The sequence below is a fragment of the Bacillota bacterium genome, from assembly GCA_030705925.1.
GTDB lineage: Bacteria > Bacillota > Clostridia > Oscillospirales > Feifaniaceae > JAUZPM01.
This window is the reverse complement of sequence record JAUZPM010000008.1, coordinates 28,171-50,726: the sequence shown is the minus strand read 5'-3', so window position 1 is coordinate 50,726 and position 22,556 is coordinate 28,171. Positions and strand designations below refer to the sequence as shown.

Below are 22,556 nucleotides of genomic sequence, written 5' to 3'. Positions count from 1 at the left end.
ACAGTGGCTTCTCATACTGAACAGATCAAGGATCAGCCTGCGCCAACGGGATTAACAGGAGTAGCACCGACGACATCGGCGAACACCGATGGGCAGATAACGGGTGTTTCGACGGATATGGAATTTAGACTAAGCGGCGATTCCACATATACGCCTGTAACAGGGACAACGATTACAGGTTTGATACCGGGAACCTATTATGTCAGATATGCGGAGAAGGACGGATATAACGCAAGCCCGGATACAGAGGTAACAGTGGCTTCTCATACTGAACAGATCAAGGATCAGCCTGCGCCAACAGGATTAACAGGTGTTGCGCCGACGACATCGGGGAACACCGATGGACAGATAACGGGTACTGATTGGGCAATGGAATACAAACTCTCGGCAGACACAAATTATACTGCCGTTACAGGAACTGTGATAACCGGTCTTGCAGCTGGAACATACGACGTGAGGTATGCGGCTAAAGACGGATATAACGCAAGCGCAGACGTAATAGTAATTGTTCCGGGATATACGGCAGCGCAACCAGGCTTTTCAGGAGGCGGGACAACAAAAACGGCATCGGATGTACAGCAGGAGACAAGCGGAAACACTACGACCCTTACTGCAACAACCGCCGGAAAAAGTGACGCGCTGGGAAAAGTAACAGCAAGTGTCGCAGCCTCTGCGTTAAATAATATGGCAGACAGTGCCGCTGACGCAGAAAAACAAGGCAAATCTTCAAATGTTATTATAAGTGTAAATTCATCCTCAGATAGTGCATCAGTTACTGCAGATATGCAGAGGAGTGCGTTTGACAATATTGCCGACAAAACAAATGCTGATGTTAAAGTTCAGACCGGTTTAGGATCAATTACATTTGACAGTAAAGCAGTTGACAGCATCAGCAAAACGTCTTCTTCAGGCAATGTCGATGTCAGCATCGCTGTTATGGATAATTCAGCCTTGTCTTCTTCGCTTCAGAAAGCTGTTGGAGACAGACCGGTTTACGATTTGTCTGTCATGGTTGGCAGCGCACATGTTTCAACATTCGGCGGCGGTGCTATTAACGTTGCTTTGCCGTATGCTTTGAAAGACGGAGAAGATCCGAGAGCAATAGTAGTTTACTGGATAGACGATTTGGGAAAACTTCAAACTGTCAAGGGCGCATACAATACAGCAACAGGCATGGCGGAATTCACAACCTCGCATTTTTCCAAGTATGCGGTGGGATACAACAAGGTCATGTTCAGTGATGTTTCGGGAAGCGCATGGTATAGTGGTGCGGTAACATTTATTGCCGCCAGAGGCATTACAACAGGCACCAGCAATAACTGTTTCGATCCGGATGCCCCACTTACAAGAGGTCAGTTTCTCGTAATGCTGATGCGTGCTTATGGAATCAGCCCTGATGCTAATTCCAGCAATTTTTCAGATGCGGGCAATACTTACTATACAGACTATCTGGCGGCTGCAAAGCAGCTTGGAATAGCTGGGGGTGTTGGAGACAACAAGTTTGAACCGGACAAAATGATAACAAGACAGGATATGGCGGTATTGCTTTATAGAGTGCTTAAGGCAATAAATGAACTTTCAGTAAGTGCAAACGGCCAAACTGTTTCGAGCTTTTCCGACGCTGACTCTGTTTCGAGCTATGCGCTTGACGCCATGAACGCATTGGTGTCGGGCGGGATAATCTCCGGAAGCAGCGGAAAGCTTGATCCGTTGGGATATACAAGCAGGGCACAGATGGCTCAGGTGTTGTACAACCTGTTATCTAAAACGTTTTGATATTTTGTGAATTTTATTTATGACAGTGAGGAGAGAAAATGATAACCGATACTTTTGATGTGGCCACTGAAGTGATTATATCTCCGGAAAAAATTTATGGAACTCACAAGGCGTTATGCGACATATGTATAATTACTTTTTCTAATCAAATCATAGCTAAAATTATTAATCAATTTGCATGCGTAAAAATTGCTGAAATTAAAAGCGCTAACGGGTCTATACCTTGTTATAAATTGAACTATAAAGGAAAAGATATTGCTTTTTATATGACAATGATCGGTTCGGCTGGCGCAGGAGCGTGCATTGAAGAAACACACTGTCTCATTGGTGCTAAAAAATATATCATGTTCGGAACATGTGGTTGTCTTGATAAAGATATTACCGAAGGTAAAGTTATTGTTCCGACGGACGCCTATCGGGATGAGGGGCTTTCATATCATTATGCAAAAGCATCAAATTATATAAAGATAAAGAACTCTGATTTTGTTGCTTCATTTTTAAGTGAAGCTGGAATTCCATATGTAACAGGAAAAACTTGGACAACCGATGCATTTTACCGTGAAACGCGCGGCAACATGGAAAAGCGGAAGGCTGAAGGGTGTATTGCTGTTGAAATGGAATGTGCAGGGGTTCAGGCAGTGTGTGATTTCAGAAATCTTGAATTATATAATTTTTTAATTAGCGGTGACCTTTTAGACTCTCCTGAATGGGATCGGCGAATACTCGGGGATGCAGGTGGAACCCATCAGATAAAAAGTTTTTATATGGCTTTAGAGTTAGCTTTAAGAATCTGATTAGAGAATAAATGAAGCGATAGGCGTTTTAATTTGTAATTACGCTTAAAGGAGATATAATTATGCGGAAATATGAAGAGAAACTTCATTTTGATAAATACTATAACAAGCTGCAGGAAAACAACGTTCTACAGAGGTACAGTGGTGTTGTATGGGGGATCGCAGGGTATGTTTTACTTTATTATTTCGCCAGATATATCCTTGCCTATATTCCGGATTTTCGACCCTGGGGTGACATCGAAACATGGTTTGCTGTTGGTGGCGTAAGATTTATAAAAGCTGATTTAGTCTATTTTACGTTCGGACTTATCCTAAACTGCTATGGCACCGTTAGACTTTCAAAGATAACGGTTCAAAACCACAGTGCTAGAAGTGAAACAGGCCATATGCCGCAAAAATTACTGGTTAATGGCTTTTATGCCAAGGTGAGGCATCCAATGTACGGAACATTTATCATACTGCAGGCTGGCTTTATGCTTTCTCTCCGGTCTTTTGCGGGAATGATCATTGCACTGATAGTTATAATTATTCAATATTCCAATGCAATTATCGAAGAAAAAAAGCAGCTAAAGCCAATCTTTGGCGAAGAATATAATGTATATATCAAGAATGTAAGTTGCATCCTTTTAACAAGGAGCCAAATCGCCGCACTTGTATTAGCAGCACTATTTAGTGCTGCCGGCTTCGTATTTTGAGTAAAATGCCGGCAGTAAATAAAAAAATGTCCAGATATACATATTCCTTAAGCAGCAGCAGACGATAATTTCTGCTGCTGTTTTTTATATAGAAAAAATTTCTTTCTATATACATTGACATTCTAGGTATATAGTATATAATGATATATAGAAAAAGGAGGTGACGACATTATGCCCAGCAACTCAATAAAAGGAAATATGTCTCTGATATTGCTTTCGGCACTGCTCGAAGGCGATAAGTATGGTTATGAGATTACAAAAGAGATTTCACTATTAACTAACGATGAGGTTCAATTAAAAGAGGGCAGCCTCTATCCGGCACTTCATAAGCTGGAGAAGGACGGGCTTGTCGAAAGCTATTGGAGCCAGCAGGAACAGGGAAGACCGGGAAGAAAATACTATAGGATTACCCAAAAGGGCGAAAAGACAGTTGAAGAGGAAAGAAAAAAGTGGAAAACCTTTATGGGTACTATGGGGAGAATCATTTATGGAGAGCAGAATTCCTGAATTTGATGCTTACATAAAAGCATTATCGGGAGGGTTGAATACAAACTCGGATGTCAACAAGCATATTTGTCTGGAGGTTGAACAGAACCTTTATGACAAATATAACGAATATTTGATACAGGGTTACGGATTAAGCGGCAGTATAAGCTATACTATCAAAACTTTTGAAGAACCGAGTAAACTCGCAAAAATGTTCAATAAAATTTATCGGGAGGACCAAGTTATGGATATCAAAAAATTAATCTACAATAAATGGGTAATAGTCAGCAGTTTTATAATAATATTTCTAATGACTGTATACGGATTTTCATTCTCTCTCTCCGGTTTTTTATCTGTTGCAGGTCAGGATAACGGAAGACTGGGCTGGCATGCAATCGATTCTAATGTTATAAACGGAATGGTTTTATCGGCGCCACTATTAGTTTTGTATATCGGCAGTCTATTCAATATAATTTTCAAAAAGCTGCTTCCGCCGAAAATAGTTATATGGACGGCATATATTAACTTTTTCCTCATTATGTTTTTTAACCTTGCCACAAAGTGAGCTGTTTAATTACAGCTTAGGAAAAAGCAGGTGTAGGTACAAAAGCTGTACCTACACCTGCTTTTTTCACTGTTAAACCGTAAATCGTCCCAAAAAAATCTATTTTCGTTTTACGCTATTAAAAATCTCCGTAGCCTTTGCATTAGTTGATTCCAACACGAATACACCATTTACTGGCCAGCTAGAAATCATATTATAATCTTTTTTTGACTTTTCATAAGTAGCTATATCTTTATATTGATAAATTTTAACAGTACTGCCGTTTATGTCAAAGATTACCCCATCTATCGCCCCGATCATTGAGAAAAAGGGCTTTTCACTTTTATCAACCGTAATTCCTGCATCTTGATATGCTTTGATAAAATCATCCATCGTTCTTTTGTCATTATTGCTGCTGCATGATGCAAAACTAATGCACAATAGCAGGCAACACAAGAAAACCCCCATAAGTTTAAAATGTTTCACGTACAATTCCCCCTTTATATATTGCAACATATTATGGCACATATTGTAATAATTTTCAATATGTAGAATTACAACTGATATGTTAAAACAAGCAAGGGAACTGTATATTCGCTATGAATAAGAAACATTAACGTTGCAATATAGGCGATCGCTAATAGAATGTTTGAAGAAACATAATGTTACGAAAACAGCAGTTAAATACAATTATGCTGACAATATCCATTTTAAACATATTGACATAAAAGGAGAATTGAGGTATTATATAAGAAATTTTAGCAAAAAATGTATTATATTGGGGGCTTTCGAATGGGTGCGCAAACACCACAAAGTTATCAGGTATCAACTGCGCCGATTGGGCAATTGAAAAAAAATCGTAGTTTAGCTAAATTGATCCTTTTAGGAATAGTTACATTAGGAATTTATCCTATAGTGTTTTTCTCAGGCATTTCAAGTGACATTAACATCATTGCAAGTCGTTACGATGGTCAAAAAACGATGCATTATTGTCTATTAGCGTTTTTAGTCGGTCCGGTAACGATTGGTATTGCTTTTTTAGTATGGTTTCACAAAATTTCAGAACGTATTAGCTGTGAGTTGATACGTCGTAACATAAAATACGATTTTGGCGCAAAAGATTATTGGTTATGGAATGTGCTTGGCTCTTTAATTATAGTCGGGCCTTTTATTTACCTACATAAACTTGCAACTGCCAGCAATAAGCTTGCAGAACACTATAATATAAATGGTTAATTTAATTATAAATTTCAAAATTATAACGCGAGAATACTATGCCTCCAGTCGTAATCAAAATACGATTGGAGGTTTTTAATATATTGTTACAATGCTTGTCATATATAAATAGCCAAGTATGAAAGAAATATTGTCTTGCATACTTGACAAAAAGCCAAGAATATTATACAATCCATTTATATTAGAAAGGTGGTTTTATAAATGGATCGTGACGAAATATTAAACCGTAATAAAGCTGGAAAGCCTAAAGATGAAGGTAAAGAGTTTATTGAAAATAAGTCAAGCAAGTCCGGGGCATGGGGACTTAGCATATTTTTTGTTTTACTTGTCCTATACAATTTTTTTAAAGGTCTTCAAATCTATGACCTATTGGCGATTTTTTGGGGGTATCTAGGAGTGAACTATATTTCACAGTACAGGATTCTTAAAACCAAAAGCGCACTGTTAACAGCTGTTTGCGGTATGATTGCTGCTGTTGGATTTTTATTGGTCTATATTTTTCAAACGTGGTAATTTGAATGGAAAATGAATTGAAATTTAATAATCGCATTAGGATGTGGCGCGCTGAAAAGAGAATATCACAGGGCGATTTGGCCGAAATGGTTAATGTTTCGCGACAGACTATAAGTTCGATTGAAAATCTGCAATTTTGCCCCAGCGCCAAGCTGGCTTTGCTTATATGCGTTGCTCTCGATAAAAGTTTTGAAGATGTCTTTTACTTTGAATAAAATAATACCTTTTTTATATAGATTAAAAAGTAATATTCAAAACACGATAAGGAATATAATAACATACAATGATATGAAACCATTTTAGGAGGGCAGATAGATGGATCTTAAAAATAACCAGATTACAATAGGTGAAATAGCTTCTAATCCTGAAGCAAAAAATATACTTGAACAGGAATTTTCGAATATTGTGAATCCTATGCTTATGCGTATGGCGTGGAATATGTCACTAAACGACGTTTTAAAGTTTGCAAGGGGGCGTGTTCCTCAGGAAAAAATAGACCATACCTTAGAAGAACTTAAAAACGTGTAATACTTAGTTTCGAGTAAGGGGCTGTTGCAAGACGCCCCTTTAGAAAAATAATGCACAAAATGCGCCCTGATTTGGCCACCAAAAGCCATTTCAAAGCGCATTTTTGTATTTATTAAGCTGCTTTCGCAAATTTATTTTGCAACAGCATCTTATTTTTTTCATGGATACCCCAAAATAATAAACCTTCAAAGCGAATTAAGTAATAGCGTACTAAATAAGAGATTTTGGAGGAATGGTATGAAAACCAAAAAAGTATTACGAATGATTTGTGCTTTTGCTTTATGTTTTGCAATTGCCGCGAGTGGAGCCGTGTTCGGTTTTGCGTCGTCAAACGCCGGCTTAAGCTCCTTAAGCCTCGGAGATATTGTATTTACCCCTGAATTTTCAAGCGATATCACAGCCTATAGCGCAAACGTACCATACTCTACAGTCAGCGTGACGGTAACACCGGCAGCTGCTGACAATGGTGTTGTGACAGTAAAAGATATAGCTATTACAGGCATTACGCCTTTTGTCACTGTTGAGCTTAGCGAAGGAGAAAATACGATACCCGTTGTTGTAACATCAGAAGATGGCTCGGCGACAAAAACTTACACTATTACAGTTACAAGACAGGCAGCGGAAGATTCTGCTGATCTTAGTGGACTTTCATTAAGCAGCGGCACATTATATCCAGAGTTTTCAAGCGATGTTACTGAGTATAAAGCAAACGTTGAGAACGCTGTTGAAAGCATCACAGTGACCCCAACTGCTGAACAGCCCACTGCAACAGTGAAAATCGGCGATGCCGTCATTGAAGCCGGCAGTTCTTCTTTGCCATTAGCGCTTAATGAAGGAGAAAATTTAATCGCTGTTAACGTCACAGCCCAAAACGGCAACATTAAAGTTTATAACATTACAGTCACTCGTGAAAAACCAGCGGATTTCACTGATGCTGATCTTACTTCCATAACATTAAGCTGCGGAAACCTTGCACCTGACTTTATCAGAGAAGTTACTTCTTATACCGCAGCTGTCCCGTCAGATACAGAGCAGGTCGAGATAACTCCCACAGCTGCTAATACAAACGCTGTAATTACAGTTAATGGAGTAGGCCTTGTGGACGGAAAAGCAAATATTTCTCTCGCAGAGGATAAAACAGATGCTGCGATAGTTGTTACACTCGGCGAGGTAACAAAGACATATAGCATAACAATTACCAAACAGCCTGAAGAAACAAGCACAGCTGGTTCTGTGGATCTTAAGAGCATAAATCTTGCTCATATCAAACTAAAAGATAATCCGAATATGACTGATTTCACAGTAAGCGTTCCCTATGCAAGAGAAAAAATAATGCTGATTCCCAAAGCTGTAGATAAAAATGCAGTGATTACAATAAACGGTGCACCTTTTACAACAAGAAATACCAATGGCGGAAATGTAAGACTGAATGTCGGCGAAAATAAGGTTTTGATCGTTGTGACAAACGGTGACGCTTCCAAAACTTATACTGTAACTATAATACGGGAAGAGAATAAAAAATCCGATAAATCTGTCAAGGACAATAATCACGGGAAAAATGGCGCTCAGCCCGCTGCCCCGGGAAAATCAGCTAAATCTCATCAGTCAGGCAAAGCTCAGCACCAAAACTCCAAAAAGAAATAAAACTTAATAGCATACAAAGCCCTCCAGAAAAAACCGAGGGCTTTGTATACTGTTTAGTGTTATAATGAATACAGTAATTGCGTTAGGAGATTGCGGATGCGGGATTTGGATCAGATGGCGGTCAGCGCCGCTGCTGATGAGCGGGTTTTAAACGAACTTATCAGTATAAATGAAACATATATCTTACAGTGCGCCTCCCGGGCAACACATCGCTATATAACCAAAAGCGATGATGAATGGTCGCTGGCGCTTTCTGCGTTTACTAATGCGGTTAATACCTATGATTTGAAAAAAGGCAGCTTTCTCGGTTTCGCAAATGTGGTGATAAAAAGAAAGCTAATTGATTACTACAGATCAAACTCGAAAAAGAAAAATGAGATTGTGGTAAACCCAGCCGTATTCAACACAGACCCCGAGGATTACGATGATGATCTTGCGATTTACCGTAAGGTGGTTGAGCAAAAAGCTCAGGACAGCAATGATCAGCTTAAGGTTGAGATTGAAGCGGCAAATGAGACATTTTCACAATATGGATTCTCATTTTTCGACCTTACCGGATGCTCACCGAAAGCAGGGAAGACCCAAAAAGCCTGTGCAAAGGCGATATCCTTTCTAGTGCAAAACACGTTTCTTATTCAAGATATGCGTTTGTATAGACAATTACCAATAAAAGAAATTGAAAAAAGCTGCAAGATTCCCCGAAAAATTTTAGAGCGTCATCGTAGATATATAATAGCGGCAATTGAAATCTTGACCGGAGATTATCCCTGTCTTGGCGAATATATGGAATCGATCAAAAAGGAGATTGAACATGAAAGCTGTTATCGTTGAATTTCGAGATAAATACGCGGCGGCTTTAGCAGACGACAGCAGGATAATTAAAGTCAAAAACAAAAATTATGCCGTTGGGCAGATCATCGAGATAAAGAAAACAAGAATAGACAAAAAAATTGCCGCATGGTCGGCATCTGCCGCCGCAGTTCTGATGCTATGCACCACAAGCACTTTAGCATACTTCACTCCGTATTCATATGTGGGGCTTGACGTTAACCCATCGATAGAATATTCACTCAACCGATTTGAGCGAGTGCTGTCTGTAAAAGCAGTAAACAGTGATGGCGAAAAGATTTTGAAAGAAATAGGCGCCGATAACCTTCGCCACAAAGATATAAAAGAAGCTGTTGATAAAACTGTAAAGCAAATTACTGACGACGGTTATTTAAAGGCTGAAAATGGCGGAGGGATAATAATTTCGACCTCCGGCAAAAATGAAACAAAGGCAGAGAATCTTGCGCAAAAGCTGCGTGACGGGATTAAAACCGAAACAAAGAATCACAGTGAAGAAACTGACATTGAGGCTGTCAGCGTCGGCGAAGAGCGCGTAAAAGAAGCAGATGAACTGGGCGTTACGCCAGGCAAACTTAATCTCGTTCAGAACCTTGAGGAGAGCGCGCCGGACTCGCAGAGTATAGACCGTGAACAATGGTTAAAGAAACCTGTTAAAGAAATCATGGACGCGATAAAAGAAAACAAAAAAGAGACGAAACCTGAAGTTAAACCTGCTAAGGATAAAACTGATGAAGCCGCCGTATCCGCAGACAAAAATAAAGGTAACTCAAAACAGAGCAGTAGTAAAAGCAAAAAAAATAATTCAAATTCTAAAAAAGATGTAAATAAAACGGACGCCTCTTTAAATAAGGGGCAGTCACAAAAGGATAATCCGGGCAAGGGAAAAAGCAACTAAAGTTTATATGAAATCGCTTTTTCGGTGCGTGTAATATTTCGACAGTCTGAGCAGATAAGTCATTGGCTTATCTGCTATTTTTTTAATAAAAATTAGAAAAAAGAACTATAATATACACATAATTGTAATTAAATATTGCAATTTTAAAAAAAGGATATAGTATATTACTTGTAATATGTAATTATAAGGATTGGTTGCAAATGGAAGAAAAGACGAATGTTAATGAAAGCATCTACAAGCAAACATATGATGAAGCTCTTGCTGCTCTGGGGACAAGAAGAGACGGGCTGACAGCCTCAGAAGCGGAGGAAAACCAGCATAAGTTTGGCAAGAATGTGATAAGCGAGAAAAAAGGAAAACCGATCTGGTTGGTGTTTTTGTCTAATTTCATAAGTCTTATGGCGATCCTCTTATGGATCGGCGGCATTATCGCAATAATTGCCGACATGCCCGAACTTGGAATCGCTATTTGGCTTGTAAACGTCATCAACGGCGTTTTCAGCTTTTGGCAGGAGTATAGAGCCGGAAAGGCGACTGAAGCGCTTAAAAGTATGCTGCCCTCCTATGCAAGGGTCGTTAGAGGCGGGCAGGAACAGCAGATACTGGCTGAAGACCTTGTGCCCGGGGACATAATGTTGCTGCAGGAGGGCGACAAGATATCCGCAGACGCGCGCCTTTTAGAAAGCAGCGATTTTCAGGTGAATCAATCGACACTTACAGGCGAATCGAACCCTGTCCGTAAAACGCATGAGCCTGTTCTTCGCGAAGATCTCTCAAGGTTTGAAGTTCCAAACCTTATTTTCACGGGCACCAGTGTTGCAAGCGGCACAGCTAAAGCTGTTGTAACGACCATCGGAATGCAGACTGAATTCGGCAAGATCGCCAATCTGACACAGTCTATGAAAGAGGAACAAAGCCCTCTTCAAAAAGAGCTTGATAAACTGACAAAACAGATTTCAATTATCTCGTTAAGCATAGGAATTATATTTTTCATTGCCGCAATATTTTTCGTAAAAGAACCGGTTGCCCAGTCATTCGTTTATGCACTTGGCATGATTGTGGCATTTATTCCTGAAGGCCTTCTTCCGACGGTTACGCTGTCACTTGCTATGGCTGTACAGCGGATGGTCAAGGAACACGCCCTTGTAAAGAGGCTGTCTGCTGTTGAAACGCTGGGGTGCACCACTGTTATCTGCTCTGATAAGACCGGAACGCTTACACAAAACGAGATGACTGTAAACAATCTGTGGCTGCCTGGCAGAGAATTAAAGGTAACAGGGCTTGGCTATGCCCCTGTCGGCAAGGTCGTGGACGGAGAAAAGGAAATCAATGCGAAGACCGATAGTGAACTGAATCTGCTTCTTACAGCGGCAGGACTTTGCAGCAATGCTCGTGTCGTCCCCCCGGAAGAAGAATCGGGCAGATATACTGTTTTAGGTGATCCGACGGAAGCTTGCCTCGGTGTCGTTGCAAAAAAAGCCGGTATAGATATTGAAAAACAGGCGTCGCTTACGCCAAGGATAAGAGAACTGCCCTTTGATTCGAGACGTAAAAGGATGACAACGGTTCACCAGCTGGATAACCCCATAAACGGCTGCAACCGCATTGCATATATCAAGGGTGCGCCGAGAGAAGTTTTGGATCTTTGTACAAGCATATATTTAAACGGCAAGCAGGAAAAAATCACTGATGATCAGCGCAGTGAGATAGTTGGAGCAAATGATAAATATGCAAGAAACGGCTTAAGGGTTCTTGCTGTCGCATATAGATTAATATCAAGGGAAAGCAATCTTCCGGCGGCGCTTAGCGCATATACGCCAGAACTTGTTGAGCAGGATCTGACTTTTGTAGGGCTTGTAGTTATGGCCGATCCGCCAAGACCGGAGGTTGCCGACGCAGTTGCACTTTGCCACAAGGCTAATATCAGAATCATAATGATAACCGGCGACTATGGACTTACCGCTGAGAGCATAGCAAAGCGCATAGGGATCGTTCAGGGCGAGCATCCGCGCATATTATCAGGCGTTGACCTTGAAAATATTTCGGATGATGAGCTGAAAGAGGCCCTTAAAGATGAGATCATATTCGCAAGAGTTGCGCCGGAGCAGAAATACAGAGTCGTCTGCTGTCTGCAGGAAATGGGACACATTGTTGCAGTGACGGGTGATGGAGTCAACGACTCGCCGGCACTTAAAAAGGCTGATATTGGCGTTGCAATGGGCATTTCGGGAACTGACGTTGCAAAGGAAGCCGCGGATATGATTTTGACGGACGACAATTTCGCCTCAATCGTAAGGGCAATCGAGGAAGGCCGCGCGGTTTACAGCAATATCAGAAGATTCTTGCTTTATATCCTAAACAGCAACACGCCGGAGGCTGTGCCTTCAGCGGCATTCCTGTTCTCAAGGGGCGGAATCCCGCTGCCGCTGTCCGTAATGCAGATACTTGCTGTCGATCTTGGAACAGATATGATGCCGGCGCTTGGTCTTGGATGTGAGCTTCCTGAAAAAGGTGTTATGGATCAGCCGCCGAGGTCAAGAAAGGACACTTTACTTCATAAAAACCTTATTATAAAAGCATTTTTATGGTATGGACTAATTGAATCGGTCATTTCAATGGGCGCATATTTCTTTGTGAATTATCTGCATGGCTGGCCGAGTGTGCCGCTTGCCTCAACTGGGTTTGTTTACAGACAGGCGACGACTTTGACTCTTGCCTCCATCGTATTCTGCCAGATAGGTATCGTGCTGAACTGCCGAACTAATGTTCAATCATTATTTAAAGTCGGGATATTCAGCAACAGAAAAATCGTTTTCGGCATCATATTTGAGATATTTTTGCTTAGCGCACTTATATATGTACCGTTCCTTCAGGGAATATTCAACACGGCGCCGATCGGTCTTAAAGAATGGTTGTTCCTAATTATTCTGCCGATTCCGCTCGTTCTTATAGAAGAACTCAGAAAACTTATTTTCCGGAAATACAGTAAAAGAAGGTAGGAGGTTTATATTATGAAAGTCATTATAGTCGGATGCGGCAAGCTGGGTTCGGGACTCGCTTTGAACCTTTTGAAAAAAGGACATAATGTAACGGTTATTGACAATGATCCCGAAGCTTTCCAGCTTCTCGGCAAAGACTTCAAGGGAGAAACCATTGTTGGCGTCGGCTTTGACCGTGGTATTCTTGAAAAAGCGCAGATAAAAATGGCTGACGCAATCGTCGCTTGCAGCAAAAGCGATGAGGCAAATGCTTTGATCGGGCGGATTTCCCGTAATATCTATAAAGTCCCGCGTGTTATTTCGAGACTGTACGACCCGAGAAAGGCAGAGGTCTACCGCTCGCTTGGCATTCAGACTATATCTACCACTACCTGGGGCGTTCTGCGCACAACTGAAATGCTTAGCTATAACCAGCTTGACAGCGTTCTCACTATCGGCGACAGCAATGTCGAGCTTGTAAGAATTGATACGCCCACACTTCTTGTCGGAAGAACCGTCAACGAGCTTACTGTTGTTGGCGAAATACATGTTGTCGCCATCAGCCGTGACAATAAAACTTTCCTTCCCACAATGGGTACGGCTTTGCAAAAGCATGATGTTATTTATATTGCAGCTTTGTCATCGTCTACAAAAAGGCTGAAATCTTTACTGGGTCTTTATTAGAAGTGGAGGGAAAGCAATGAATGTTATTATTATAGGCGGAGGTCAAGTCGGAGCTTATGTTGCCGGTTTGCTTTTAAAAAATAACTGCACTGTTAAAGTGATAGAAAACCGCGAAAGTGTTTTTGAAAAAATCAAAAATGAATTGCCGCCTGAAGTGCTAGTTTTCGGGAACGGGACAGACCCGAGCATACTTGAGTCATGCGGGATAACGGAAGCCGACGTGGTTGCCGCAGTTACGGGTGCTGACGAGGCAAACCTTGTTGCCTCAACTATCGCAAAATTTGAGTTTAACGTTCCGCGTGTGATCGCCCGCGTGAACAATCCGCAAAACTCATGGCTGTTCAATGCCGGTATGGGTGTTGACGTGGGACTTAATCAGGCTGACCTGATGGCTCATATCGTCGTCGAAGAGATGAATCTAAAAAATGTTCTGACCCTGATGAAGATGAGCCGAGGAAATTATTCAATCGTACAGGTCAAAGTCGACAGTCAGTCGGCAACAGTGAACAAGGCGGTCAAAAATTTGGATATACCGGCGGATACTGTGCTTATTGCTGTATATCACGATAATGGAGTCGTGATTCCTCACGGTGATACGATAATAAATGCAGGCGATGAGATAATCGCGTTCACAGACGGTGAATCTCAGGAAAAACTGAATACCCTTTTTGGAGCAAAATAATAAAGAGGCAGGGTTGACATATCCTGCCTCTTTTGTTATATTTAAGGTATCGATTACAGCGTATTCATAAACGCTGCTATTTTATGCGCCAACCGCTCGTGACCTGCATTGCTGAAATGAAGACCGTCGGGGCGGAATGTGCCATCGTCAAGATAACAGCTCATGCCGGAACAGCTGTAAAGGTCAAGAACAGGTATACTATAAATATCGGCGGCTGTTAAAATAGCATCTCTGTAATCTTTTAATATGTGGCCGGAAGTGTTCGGAGTGAAAGACTCCCATCCGTAAAACGAGCTTTTGCATTTTGGCGGCGTGATAAAAAATATTTCGGCTCGGGGGAATTTTTTGTATAGCCCATTAATCATAACGTTTATTGCGCCGAAAAAGGTGGAAACATCATTGTCGCTGACAGTGCCAAGTGGAACGCCTTTGCAGAAGTCGTTCATTCCTCCAAAAACGCTGATTACATCAGCGTCATTGTCCATCTCTACATATCTCTCAGCCATTCCTTTTTCCAAAGCAAGTTTGTTTCCGTTTATTCCGTAATTTCTGCATTCGTAAAGCCCCGTTAAGTCTTTCATATGGCCTGTCCACGGAATGCCTTGAAGACCTTTTCCCGATATGTCGCCCTTTGTGAGACTATCGCCCAGTGCGTTCATTTTACAGTCCTGCCATCTGAATTGAACTGACATTGTTCTCCCTCAAATCTTTTACATTTTTATGTTTAATTATAGCCCGCAGCGTCTCATGTTACAAGTGTAATCTACGTTAAAAAGAACAGGGGATGGGATTATAAAAAAGATAAATTCGATAGGTTTCGGCGAAGTGATGGCAGCTGCTATCTCGGTTTTTTTGGTGATACTGCCCGTGCTGCTGCATATCGTCAGCACTTTCAGCCATGCAAAATATATCGTATGGATAATAAAAATTTCGATCGCTATAGGGATAATCCTGTTTTTGACCCTGTTTGTCCTTTTGAAAATAGAGCAAAGGCAGGACAGAAAAATCATCCGTGAATACAAGAAAAACACGAAAATACGGCTTGAAAGCGGTTATTACGAGTGCCAGACATGCGGCTTTAATAAGCTGTCAAAAAACGACGAATACTGCAGATCATGCGGGATACGTTTCAGTTAAGCTTGTCTCAAACGAGTATTTTTTACGGTCAGATGATAAAAAATTTTGCAAACCTATTTACAAACTTTTGAGTTGCTGATATAATAACCCTTGTAAGGGAGTAACCGACATTTTAATGTTTTAAAGTCAACAATCGGTGTCACGCCTGGCTTTGAATTAAATGGTGAGACTTATACATAATACTTATTTGTATTATGTATAAGTCTTTTTTAATGTCACGGTATCTCCTAATTTATCGAAAAGGAGAATTTAAATGGCGCTTTGGTATTCACAGCCGAAAGAAGAGATCGAAAAGACCCTTGAAACAAATTTAAAAACGGGGCTAACGGTAAAACAGGCTGAAGAGCACCTTCAAAAACACGGCAAAAACAAGCTTCCTGAGCAGAGAAAAAAGACTGCAGTTGAAAAGTTCTTATCCCAGTTCACCGACCCTACAATCATTGTGCTGCTTGTTGCGGCGATAATATGTATCGCTATCGGCGAGATCGTCGACGGCATAATCATTTGTTCGATCGTCATAATTAACGCTGTAATAGGTCTTGTTCAGGAGCAGAAGGCTGAATCAGCACTTGAATCGATCAGAAAAATGACTTCGCCTAAAGCAAAGGTTATACGCGACGGGTCACAATTAGTTATAGACTGTGAAGACGTAGCTTTGGGCGATCTTGTGGTTATGGAGGCCGGGGACTATGTTCCGGCAGACGTCCGCATCACAAAATGCTTTAACATGAAGGCGGATGAATCGTCTCTTACCGGTGAATCAGTCCCGGTCGAAAAGACAGATACTGTTCTTTCTAATGAAAAACGCGGCATTGGCGACATGACCAATATGGCATTTATGAGCACAGTTGTGACATACGGCAGAGCTTATGGCGTCGTCACTGAAACTGGCGCCGGAACAGAAATAGGAAAGGTTGCAAATTTGCTGAGCGGTGCGGAGAAAAATGCAACGCCGCTTCAAAGAAGACTGAAGGAGCTTTCAAAGATTCTGTCGATTTTTGCGCTCGCAGTCTGTGTTACAATATTTATAATAGGATACCTTCAAAGCCATGAGCTTATGACGGTATTTCTAAACTCATTAAGCCTTGCCGTTGCGGCTATACCTGAGGGCCTTCCTGCAATCGTTACTGTAGTTCTGGCTATAGGAATGCAGCGTATGGTGAAAAAGAACGCCATAATGAAAAGCCTGCCCGCCATCGAAACCTCCGGTTCCGCCACGGTTATATGCAGCGATAAAACAGGAACACTTACTCAAAACAAAATGACAGTCGTTAAATCTTACGTCAACTTTGATTATGTAACAGCGTCGGACATATCTATTGAGGGCACAGCCGGAAAATTTTTGACCTTTGGCGTTTTGTGCAACGACACAAGCGTTAAAAAAGAAAGCGAAAAATACGAAAGCGTCGGAGACCCGACAGAGGTCGCGCTTATTGATGCTGCTGTCAGACGTGGGATGAACCCGATCGAGATAAAAGAGCTGAACAAAAGGGTAGAGGAGATCGCTTTCGACTCTGACAGAAAGCTTATGACAACCGTGAATAAAATGAACGGCGAACTTATTTCAATAACAAAAGGCGCCCCTGATGTTTTGCTTCAGCGCTGTACCGCAGTTGAGGACGACAGTGGCGTAAGCCCCATCGACGATGAGTTTGCAAAGAAGATTGCCGAAGCAAACGAGGAAATGTCTAAAAGCGCGTTAAGAGTTATCGCTGTTGCATATAAAAAGATCGAATCTGACATGCTGAGTTCAGTTTCGACAGAAACACTTGAGAACGATCTTATTTTTGTTGGACTGTTCGGCATGATAGACCCGCCTCGCGAAGAGGCAAAAAAAGCAATTGAAAAATGCAAAACAGCTGGAATCCGCCCGATTATGATAACTGGAGACCACGTTATAACTGCAAGCGCTATCGCTCGTGATCTTGGCATACTCGGTGAAGGCGACATGGTGATGAGCGGCGCTGAGCTGGAAGAGATTTCGGACGAAGAGCTTACAAAAAATATCCACAGCTATAGTGTGTTCGCACGTGTATCCCCTGAGCATAAACTAAGAATAGTAAAAGCTTTAAAAGCTAATGGTCATGTTACTGTCATGACGGGGGACGGAGTGAACGACGCGCCTGCTTTGAAACTTGCCGATATAGGCGTTTCTATGGGCGTCACCGGGACAGAAGTCGCAAAAGGCGCCGCCGATATGATACTTGCAGACGACAACTTTGCAACGATAGTCTCGGCTGTAAGCTATGGCCGGGTTATTTACGATAATATCCGCAAGGCTATCCATTTTCTGCTTTCGAGCAATATCGGCGAGATAATAAGCATCCTGCTTACAACACTGCTTGGAACGCTTCTTTTCAGTATGCCTGTCCAAATGCTCAGCGCTGTTCAGATATTGTGGATCAACCTTGTTACTGACTCGCTTCTTGCCATCGCGCTCGGCATGGAAAAAGCTGAACCGGGAATCATGAATCGCCCTCCGCGCAAACTCAATGAATCTATCTTCAGCAGTGGTCTTGGTCTTCGTATAGCATTTCAGGGCGTATTAATCGGATGCCTGACGTTTTTTGCTTATTACATCGGATTTAAAGAGGGGGTAGCCTCGGGGACTGAAATCGCATCAAGAACAGGCTCTACTATGGCGTTTATGACGCTTGCGTTCATACAGTTTTTCCATGTGTTCAACGCCCGTTCAATGAATTATTCTATATTCAAGATCGGCATATTCTCAAACCTTTATGTTGTCGGCGCGTTTGTTATAAACGTTATTCTTCAGCTTGTCACTATCTGCATTCCGGCTGTCCGTACCAGCGTATTCAGGCTGGAGCTTATAAGTCCTGTTCAGTGGGCAATAGTTATTGCGCTTTCTTTAACGCCTGTTGCGGTTGTAGAAATGCAGAAAGCGTTCTCTCATATATTAAAAAAACAATAATTATATGAAAGCGGTGCAAAGAAGTGATAAAAAAATACTAACATAATGCTTTTCCTTGCATACACTGATATTGAAGCAGGCAACTTCAATACCATTGTAGGAGGATAAATACTATGAGCGAAAAAGTAGTTCCGGGACCGCTTTCCTGCGCTAACGGATTTAAAGAAGCCGTTTGCATTAATACTACTAAGGTTTATGATACATGCAAAGATAAAGACTGCCTTGAGGATCTGAGAGTCTATTTTGATAGCCGTTCACAAGAAATTATAGACAAAGCAATCAATGTTAAAGTCAGAAAAGCTGAAATCATCTGGGTTTACATCGATGTCGAAGAGGTTCCTTTCAACAGAGGTTTTTATGCTATTGATGTAAAATATTTCTTTAAAGTCACGCTTGATGCATTCTGCGGTGTTTCGAGACCTATGGAGGTTCGCGGACTAAGTACATTTGACAAAAAAGTCATTCTTTTCGGCAGCGAGGGCTCAGCAAAAACATTTACATCTTCATACAGACCAGACGGACTCGATCCGAATCCTATCCGCTCAAGCAACCAGCCGAAGGCTATTGTTGAAGTAGTGGATCCGATCGCGCTCGGCGTTAAACTGGTTGAAAAATGTGAAAAACATTGCGGCTGCGGTGTAGATCTCTGTTCTGTACCGGATGCAATCTTAAGAGAATTTGACGGCGATCTTGTTGACAATGATCCTGAGAAAATGGTTTATGTTACACTCGGCATTTTCTCGATCATTAAAATAGTCAGAGACGTTCAGCTTTTGATTCCGGCTTATGATTTCTGCATTCCTGAGAAAGAGTGCATTGGAAACGAAGACGATCCATGCAGGCTCTTCAGAAGCATTAAGTTCCCGACAGAAGAATTTTTCCCGCCGGCATCCATGGAAATCGAAGACGAAGACAGGCATAGACACTGTGAACCCGAAGATGACAGACACAGGGGCTGCGGATGCAGATAAGTTGGTTTACGCTTTAAGCGGCAAATCAATATACATATGGCATGATTATGCCGTGTGTGATAAGTTATCTGAATTTATGATAAAACGCGCGGAAGAACCGCGCGTTTTTTTATCTACATATTTTGAGATTTAAAATAAGATAATAAAAATATGTAAGCTGCATTAATTCTTTTAATTAAAAATATGAATTAATTGTTAAGGTAATGGAAAATGGTTACACTAGTTGAAGGGAGAAATAGCGTGAAAATTCCTTTTAAGCGGCTTGGAGATATATCAAGAGTTGCATTCATATGTGTAATTATACCTGCTATAATATTTTATTTTTATCATCTTATTTCTAAAATTGATTTAAGACAGATCTCTGAGCTGAGGGTAAATCCTTTGCTTGCTTTGATTTCGATCATCTTATTCGCACTGGGCATTTACAACAAAGGTTTAGTGCTCAGCTGTGAACTTGCGGATATTTCAAAAAAAGATGCATTCAGGATCATGAGCGTGGGCGAGGCGATCAATATGGTTGTTCCATTCAGACTTGGAGACAGTACAAAAAGCAATATGCTGCCGAGGGAATATTCATTCTGGAAAAAAACTTATATAATGTACATTCCAAAGCTATTTGATATAATAGTATTAATTATATTTTGCCTTTTATCGATTTTTTTCTATAACAGCCTTGAAAATGAGGTAGGCTTGGATTTCATGTTCTATTCCGGGATTGTTCTCGGCCTCATAGTTATTGCTTTTACGGTTGCGCAGTTTTTCCCGAAAACAAAAGAAAAAACAGCGGAATTCATCAAAGAAGACCTCGGCGGAGTTTCAAAACATATTTTTACATCATGGCTTTTTATCTATGCGTCTATTGTAATAGCTCTTTTCTCACTCAATATGCCGGCTGATGTGGCTTTTCGCGGCGCACTTGGCGTAATAGTGGCAACGAACATTTCAATGCTGGTGCCAGGCACACCGGGAGGAATAGGCTATTTTGAGGCTTTGACAACACTTGCACTGTCGGACTTGATAAACCAAAGTTACGCGTTAGGTGCTGCGCTGCTTATACATTTGATCCAGTATGCCGCTCTGCTGCCTCTGGGATTTTTTATGTTCTTTTTTGGCAAAAAACTTAAAAAAACGTCTTGCAAATAATGCTGTAATATGGTATCATAACACAGATAATTACACACATACTGCGATTTCCGCACCGGTGCATATGCTGTGCGGGAAAATGAACGGTATGGCGGTAAAAACCAAGGAGGAAAAATAATAATGTCAGTAATCTCAATGAAACAACTGCTCGAAGCAGGCGTTCACTTCGGCCATCAGACCAGACGCTGGAACCCTAAAATGGCTGAGTACATCTTCACCGAAAGAAACGGTATTTACATCATCGATCTGCAGAAGACCGTAAAAAAGGTTGAAGACGCTTACATGTTCATCCGCAATGTTGCAGCTGAGGGCGGCGAAGTTCTGTTCGTAGGAACAAAGAAACAGGCTCAGGATTCTATTAAAGAAGAGGCTGAGCGTGTCGGCATGTATTTTGTCAATGCCAGATGGCTTGGCGGTATGCTGACAAACTTCAAGACAATAAGAAAAAGAGTATCAAGACTAAAACAGCTCCGTAAAATGTCCGAAGACGGCACATTCGAAGTTCTGCCAAAGAAGGAAGTTACAAAGCTTCGCGGTGAAATAGAAAAACTTGAAAAGTTTTTAGGCGGCATAGAGAATATGGAAAGACTTCCTGCTGCGCTCTTTATCGTTGATCCTAAGAAAGAGAGAATCGCTGTATCAGAGGCAAGAAATCTTGGTATTCCGATCGTTGCAATCGTTGATACAAACTGCGATCCTGATGAAGTGGATTATGTTATCCCGGGCAACGATGATGCTATAAGAGCCGTTAAACTGATCGCCGAGACAATGGCTAACGCTGTTCTTGAAGGCAGACAGGGTGAACAGTTCGAAATGGATGAAGAGGAAGCCGCTGGGGACAAGGAATAACAGCATAATATTTAAAATAACGGAGGATTGAATATATATGGCATTCACAGCTAAAGATGTTGTGACATTAAGAGAGAGAACAGGCGTCGGCATGATGGACTGCAAAAAGGCACTTACACAGGCTGACGGGGATCTCGAAAAAGCAGTAGAAATATTAAGAGAAAAGGGTCTTGCCGCTGCCGCTAAGAAAGCAAGCAGGATTGCGGCGGAAGGTCTTGTTGCTTGTTATACCGACGACGCTAAAAAAGTCGGCGTTGTTATCGAAGTCAATTCAGAAACAGACTTTGTTGCGAAAAATGCTGATTTCCAGGGCTTTGTAGCAGGATGCGCAAAGACTGTTGCAGACACCAATCCGGCAGACGTTGACGCTCTGCTTGAAACAAACTATGAGGGCGGAAGCTCTAAAGTTGCAGACGTTCTGAGAGATAAGATCCTGACGATAGGTGAAAACCTTAAGGTCAGAAGATTCGAGCGCTATGAGGGCATTACTGAAACTTATATACACGGCGGCGGCAGAATCGGTGTTATGGTTAAGTTCGATACAACTGATGAAGCTGCTGGAACTGAGAAATTCAAAGAGTTTGCTAAGGATATAGCAATGCAGGTTGCAGCTTCAAATCCTTCCTATAACAAAAGAGAAGAAGTTCCGGCTGAAGTTTTGGATAAGGAAAAAGAAATCCTGAAAGTTCAGGCAATAAATGAGGGCAAACCTGAAGCAATCGCTGAAAAGATGGTTGCCGGTCGTGTACAGAAATTCTATAAAGAAAACTGCCTTATTGAACAGGTTTATATCAAGAACAACGATATGTCTGTTAAGCAGTATATGGATTCAGTTTCTAAAGAAATCGGAGCTCCTATTTCTATCGCAAAGTTCGCGCGCTTTGAAAAGGGCGAAGGACTTCAGAAGAGGGAAGACGATTTTGCAGCTGAAGTTGCTAAAATGGTTAAATAATTTAATTTATTCAAAAGAAGAGCCTGCTTTTAAAGCAGGCTCTTTTCGACTTATTTAAAAAGTTGTTTGATAAGTTGACAGACGCTCGAAAAGGGCAGTCAGACGAAAAGCAGGTGCTCGTTGATGATGCATACAGCAGGGCGCCTGTTGGTAAAGTTTGCAAAGGTGCCTCGATATGGGGACGCTTGCGCTATTTTTGATTTTTATAACTTAACAGGAAGAGTGCGTTTGAAAGCCTGATACTTCCATTTTGCGTTTTCACCTATGA

Annotated in this window: 24 protein-coding genes; 22 read left to right on the top strand and 2 right to left on the bottom strand. The window is 41.4% G+C overall.

All coding sequences use genetic code 11. The annotated features are described in order from the left end of the window. The 5 genes from Q8865_02530 to Q8865_02510 all read left to right on the top strand — a co-directional run. The coding region (locus Q8865_02530; GenBank protein MDP4152305.1) for an S-layer homology domain-containing protein at positions 1-1,776 on the top strand (1,776 nt) is incomplete at its 5' end. A gap of 38 nt (positions 1,777-1,814) precedes the next feature. Beyond that, a complete protein-coding gene (locus tag Q8865_02525; GenBank protein ID MDP4152304.1) occupies positions 1,815-2,570 on the top strand; it encodes a nucleoside phosphorylase in 756 nt (251 codons plus the stop codon). A 62-nt stretch (positions 2,571-2,632) separates the two neighbouring features. Next, complete coding sequence (locus Q8865_02520) at positions 2,633-3,265, top strand: methyltransferase (protein ID MDP4152303.1); 633 nt, start codon at positions 2,633-2,635, stop codon at positions 3,263-3,265. A gap of 171 nt (positions 3,266-3,436) precedes the next feature. Beyond that, positions 3,437-3,772, top strand: coding sequence for a helix-turn-helix transcriptional regulator (locus Q8865_02515; protein ID MDP4152302.1), 336 nt, complete (start codon positions 3,437-3,439; stop codon positions 3,770-3,772). Continuing rightward, entirely contained in the window at positions 3,753-4,316 is a 564-nt protein-coding gene (locus Q8865_02510; protein MDP4152301.1) for a hypothetical protein, read from the top strand. The genes Q8865_02515 and Q8865_02510 overlap by 20 nt, the downstream gene beginning before the upstream one ends. Before the next feature lie 99 nt (positions 4,317-4,415). On the opposite strand, the gene Q8865_02505 is transcribed toward Q8865_02510, so the two are convergent. Continuing rightward, positions 4,416-4,781: a hypothetical protein gene (locus Q8865_02505; protein MDP4152300.1), complete on the bottom strand. Its 366-nt coding sequence runs from the start codon at positions 4,779-4,781 to the stop codon at positions 4,416-4,418. Positions 4,782-5,087: 306 nt separating this feature from the next. Here Q8865_02505 and Q8865_02500 point away from each other — a divergent pair, with 306 nt between their 5' ends. From Q8865_02500 to Q8865_02455, 10 genes are all read left to right on the top strand, one after another. After that, on the top strand, positions 5,088-5,531 hold the full coding sequence (locus tag Q8865_02500; GenBank protein ID MDP4152299.1) for a DUF4234 domain-containing protein: 444 nt from the start codon (positions 5,088-5,090) through the stop codon (positions 5,529-5,531). A 201-nt stretch (positions 5,532-5,732) separates the two neighbouring features. Further along, complete coding sequence (locus Q8865_02495; protein MDP4152298.1) at positions 5,733-6,044, top strand: DUF6442 family protein; 312 nt, start codon at positions 5,733-5,735, stop codon at positions 6,042-6,044. Between the two features lie 5 nt (positions 6,045-6,049). Next, positions 6,050-6,259, top strand: coding sequence for a helix-turn-helix transcriptional regulator (locus Q8865_02490; GenBank protein MDP4152297.1), 210 nt, complete (start codon positions 6,050-6,052; stop codon positions 6,257-6,259). A 100-nt stretch (positions 6,260-6,359) separates the two neighbouring features. Next, positions 6,360-6,572: a hypothetical protein gene (locus tag Q8865_02485; GenBank protein ID MDP4152296.1), complete on the top strand. Its 213-nt coding sequence runs from the start codon at positions 6,360-6,362 to the stop codon at positions 6,570-6,572. Positions 6,573-6,809: 237 nt separating this feature from the next. After that, a complete protein-coding gene (locus Q8865_02480; GenBank protein MDP4152295.1) occupies positions 6,810-8,216 on the top strand; it encodes a cadherin-like beta sandwich domain-containing protein in 1,407 nt (468 codons plus the stop codon). A gap of 96 nt (positions 8,217-8,312) precedes the next feature. Beyond that, positions 8,313-9,047: an RNA polymerase subunit sigma gene (locus tag Q8865_02475; GenBank protein ID MDP4152294.1), complete on the top strand. Its 735-nt coding sequence runs from the start codon at positions 8,313-8,315 to the stop codon at positions 9,045-9,047. Continuing rightward, entirely contained in the window at positions 9,028-9,960 is a 933-nt protein-coding gene (locus tag Q8865_02470) for a hypothetical protein (GenBank protein MDP4152293.1), read from the top strand. The genes Q8865_02475 and Q8865_02470 overlap by 20 nt, the downstream gene beginning before the upstream one ends. Positions 9,961-10,160: 200 nt before the next feature. Next, positions 10,161-12,959, top strand: coding sequence for a cation-transporting P-type ATPase (locus Q8865_02465; protein MDP4152292.1), 2,799 nt, complete (start codon positions 10,161-10,163; stop codon positions 12,957-12,959). A 12-nt stretch (positions 12,960-12,971) separates the two neighbouring features. Further along, positions 12,972-13,622 carry an NAD-binding protein gene (locus tag Q8865_02460; GenBank protein ID MDP4152291.1) on the top strand — a complete coding sequence of 217 codons (651 nt, stop codon included), beginning with the start codon at positions 12,972-12,974 and terminating at the stop codon, positions 13,620-13,622. A 16-nt stretch (positions 13,623-13,638) separates the two neighbouring features. Beyond that, positions 13,639-14,304, top strand: a complete 666-nt coding sequence (locus Q8865_02455) for a TrkA family potassium uptake protein (protein MDP4152290.1) — start codon at positions 13,639-13,641, stop codon at positions 14,302-14,304. A 53-nt stretch (positions 14,305-14,357) separates the two neighbouring features. Here Q8865_02455 and Q8865_02450 read toward each other — a convergent pair whose 3' ends face one another. Beyond that, on the bottom strand, positions 14,358-14,996 hold the full coding sequence (locus Q8865_02450; protein MDP4152289.1) for an SGNH/GDSL hydrolase family protein: 639 nt from the start codon (positions 14,994-14,996) through the stop codon (positions 14,358-14,360). 136 nt (positions 14,997-15,132) lie between these two features. Here Q8865_02450 and Q8865_02445 point away from each other — a divergent pair, with 136 nt between their 5' ends. The 7 genes from Q8865_02445 to Q8865_02415 all read left to right on the top strand — a co-directional run bounded on the left by Q8865_02445 (position 15,133) and on the right by Q8865_02415 (position 22,488). Next, positions 15,133-15,441 carry a hypothetical protein gene (locus tag Q8865_02445; protein MDP4152288.1) on the top strand — a complete coding sequence of 103 codons (309 nt, stop codon included), beginning with the start codon at positions 15,133-15,135 and terminating at the stop codon, positions 15,439-15,441. A gap of 253 nt (positions 15,442-15,694) precedes the next feature. Then, positions 15,695-18,373, top strand: coding sequence for a calcium-translocating P-type ATPase, PMCA-type (locus Q8865_02440; protein MDP4152287.1), 2,679 nt, complete (start codon positions 15,695-15,697; stop codon positions 18,371-18,373). 113 nt (positions 18,374-18,486) lie between these two features. Next, positions 18,487-19,344, top strand: a complete 858-nt coding sequence (locus Q8865_02435) for a hypothetical protein (protein ID MDP4152286.1) — start codon at positions 18,487-18,489, stop codon at positions 19,342-19,344. 240 nt (positions 19,345-19,584) lie between these two features. Beyond that, entirely contained in the window at positions 19,585-20,487 is a 903-nt protein-coding gene (locus tag Q8865_02430; protein ID MDP4152285.1) for a lysylphosphatidylglycerol synthase transmembrane domain-containing protein, read from the top strand. 120 nt (positions 20,488-20,607) lie between these two features. Further along, the gene (rpsB, locus tag Q8865_02425; protein MDP4152284.1) at positions 20,608-21,336 is read left to right on the top strand and encodes a 30S ribosomal protein S2; all 729 of its coding nucleotides are present in this window, start codon (positions 20,608-20,610) and stop codon (positions 21,334-21,336) included. A 37-nt stretch (positions 21,337-21,373) separates the two neighbouring features. Further along, positions 21,374-22,288 (top strand): translation elongation factor Ts, encoded by a 915-nt coding sequence (gene tsf, locus Q8865_02420; GenBank protein ID MDP4152283.1) that lies wholly within the window; start codon positions 21,374-21,376, stop codon positions 22,286-22,288. Positions 22,289-22,350: 62 nt separating this feature from the next. Continuing rightward, on the top strand, positions 22,351-22,488 hold the full coding sequence (locus Q8865_02415; GenBank protein MDP4152282.1) for a hypothetical protein: 138 nt from the start codon (positions 22,351-22,353) through the stop codon (positions 22,486-22,488). Positions 22,489-22,556 lie beyond the last annotated feature (68 nt).

Excerpts from the sequence above, each read along its gene's own strand:
- Q8865_02525 (MDP4152304.1), top strand. The coding sequence starts at position 1,815 with ATGATAACCGATACTTTTGATGTGGCCACTGAAGTGATTATATCTCCG.
- Q8865_02520 (MDP4152303.1), top strand. The coding sequence starts at position 2,633 with ATGCGGAAATATGAAGAGAAACTTCATTTTGATAAATACTATAACAAG.
- Q8865_02515 (MDP4152302.1), top strand. The coding sequence starts at position 3,437 with ATGCCCAGCAACTCAATAAAAGGAAATATGTCTCTGATATTGCTTTCG.
- Q8865_02510 (MDP4152301.1), top strand. The coding sequence starts at position 3,753 with ATGGAGAGCAGAATTCCTGAATTTGATGCTTACATAAAAGCATTATCG.
- Q8865_02500 (MDP4152299.1), top strand. The coding sequence starts at position 5,088 with ATGGGTGCGCAAACACCACAAAGTTATCAGGTATCAACTGCGCCGATT.
- Q8865_02495 (MDP4152298.1), top strand. The coding sequence starts at position 5,733 with ATGGATCGTGACGAAATATTAAACCGTAATAAAGCTGGAAAGCCTAAA.
- Q8865_02490 (MDP4152297.1), top strand. The coding sequence starts at position 6,050 with ATGGAAAATGAATTGAAATTTAATAATCGCATTAGGATGTGGCGCGCT.
- Q8865_02485 (MDP4152296.1), top strand. The coding sequence starts at position 6,360 with ATGGATCTTAAAAATAACCAGATTACAATAGGTGAAATAGCTTCTAAT.
- Q8865_02480 (MDP4152295.1), top strand. The coding sequence starts at position 6,810 with ATGAAAACCAAAAAAGTATTACGAATGATTTGTGCTTTTGCTTTATGT.
- Q8865_02475 (MDP4152294.1), top strand. The coding sequence starts at position 8,313 with ATGCGGGATTTGGATCAGATGGCGGTCAGCGCCGCTGCTGATGAGCGG.
- Q8865_02470 (MDP4152293.1), top strand. The coding sequence starts at position 9,028 with ATGAAAGCTGTTATCGTTGAATTTCGAGATAAATACGCGGCGGCTTTA.
- Q8865_02465 (MDP4152292.1), top strand. The coding sequence starts at position 10,161 with ATGGAAGAAAAGACGAATGTTAATGAAAGCATCTACAAGCAAACATAT.
- Q8865_02460 (MDP4152291.1), top strand. The coding sequence starts at position 12,972 with ATGAAAGTCATTATAGTCGGATGCGGCAAGCTGGGTTCGGGACTCGCT.
- Q8865_02455 (MDP4152290.1), top strand. The coding sequence starts at position 13,639 with ATGAATGTTATTATTATAGGCGGAGGTCAAGTCGGAGCTTATGTTGCC.
- Q8865_02450 (MDP4152289.1), bottom strand. The coding sequence starts at position 14,996 with ATGTCAGTTCAATTCAGATGGCAGGACTGTAAAATGAACGCACTGGGC.
- Q8865_02445 (MDP4152288.1), top strand. The coding sequence starts at position 15,133 with ATGGCAGCTGCTATCTCGGTTTTTTTGGTGATACTGCCCGTGCTGCTG.
- Q8865_02440 (MDP4152287.1), top strand. The coding sequence starts at position 15,695 with ATGGCGCTTTGGTATTCACAGCCGAAAGAAGAGATCGAAAAGACCCTT.
- Q8865_02435 (MDP4152286.1), top strand. The coding sequence starts at position 18,487 with ATGAGCGAAAAAGTAGTTCCGGGACCGCTTTCCTGCGCTAACGGATTT.
- rpsB (MDP4152284.1), top strand. The coding sequence starts at position 20,608 with ATGTCAGTAATCTCAATGAAACAACTGCTCGAAGCAGGCGTTCACTTC.
- tsf (MDP4152283.1), top strand. The coding sequence starts at position 21,374 with ATGGCATTCACAGCTAAAGATGTTGTGACATTAAGAGAGAGAACAGGC.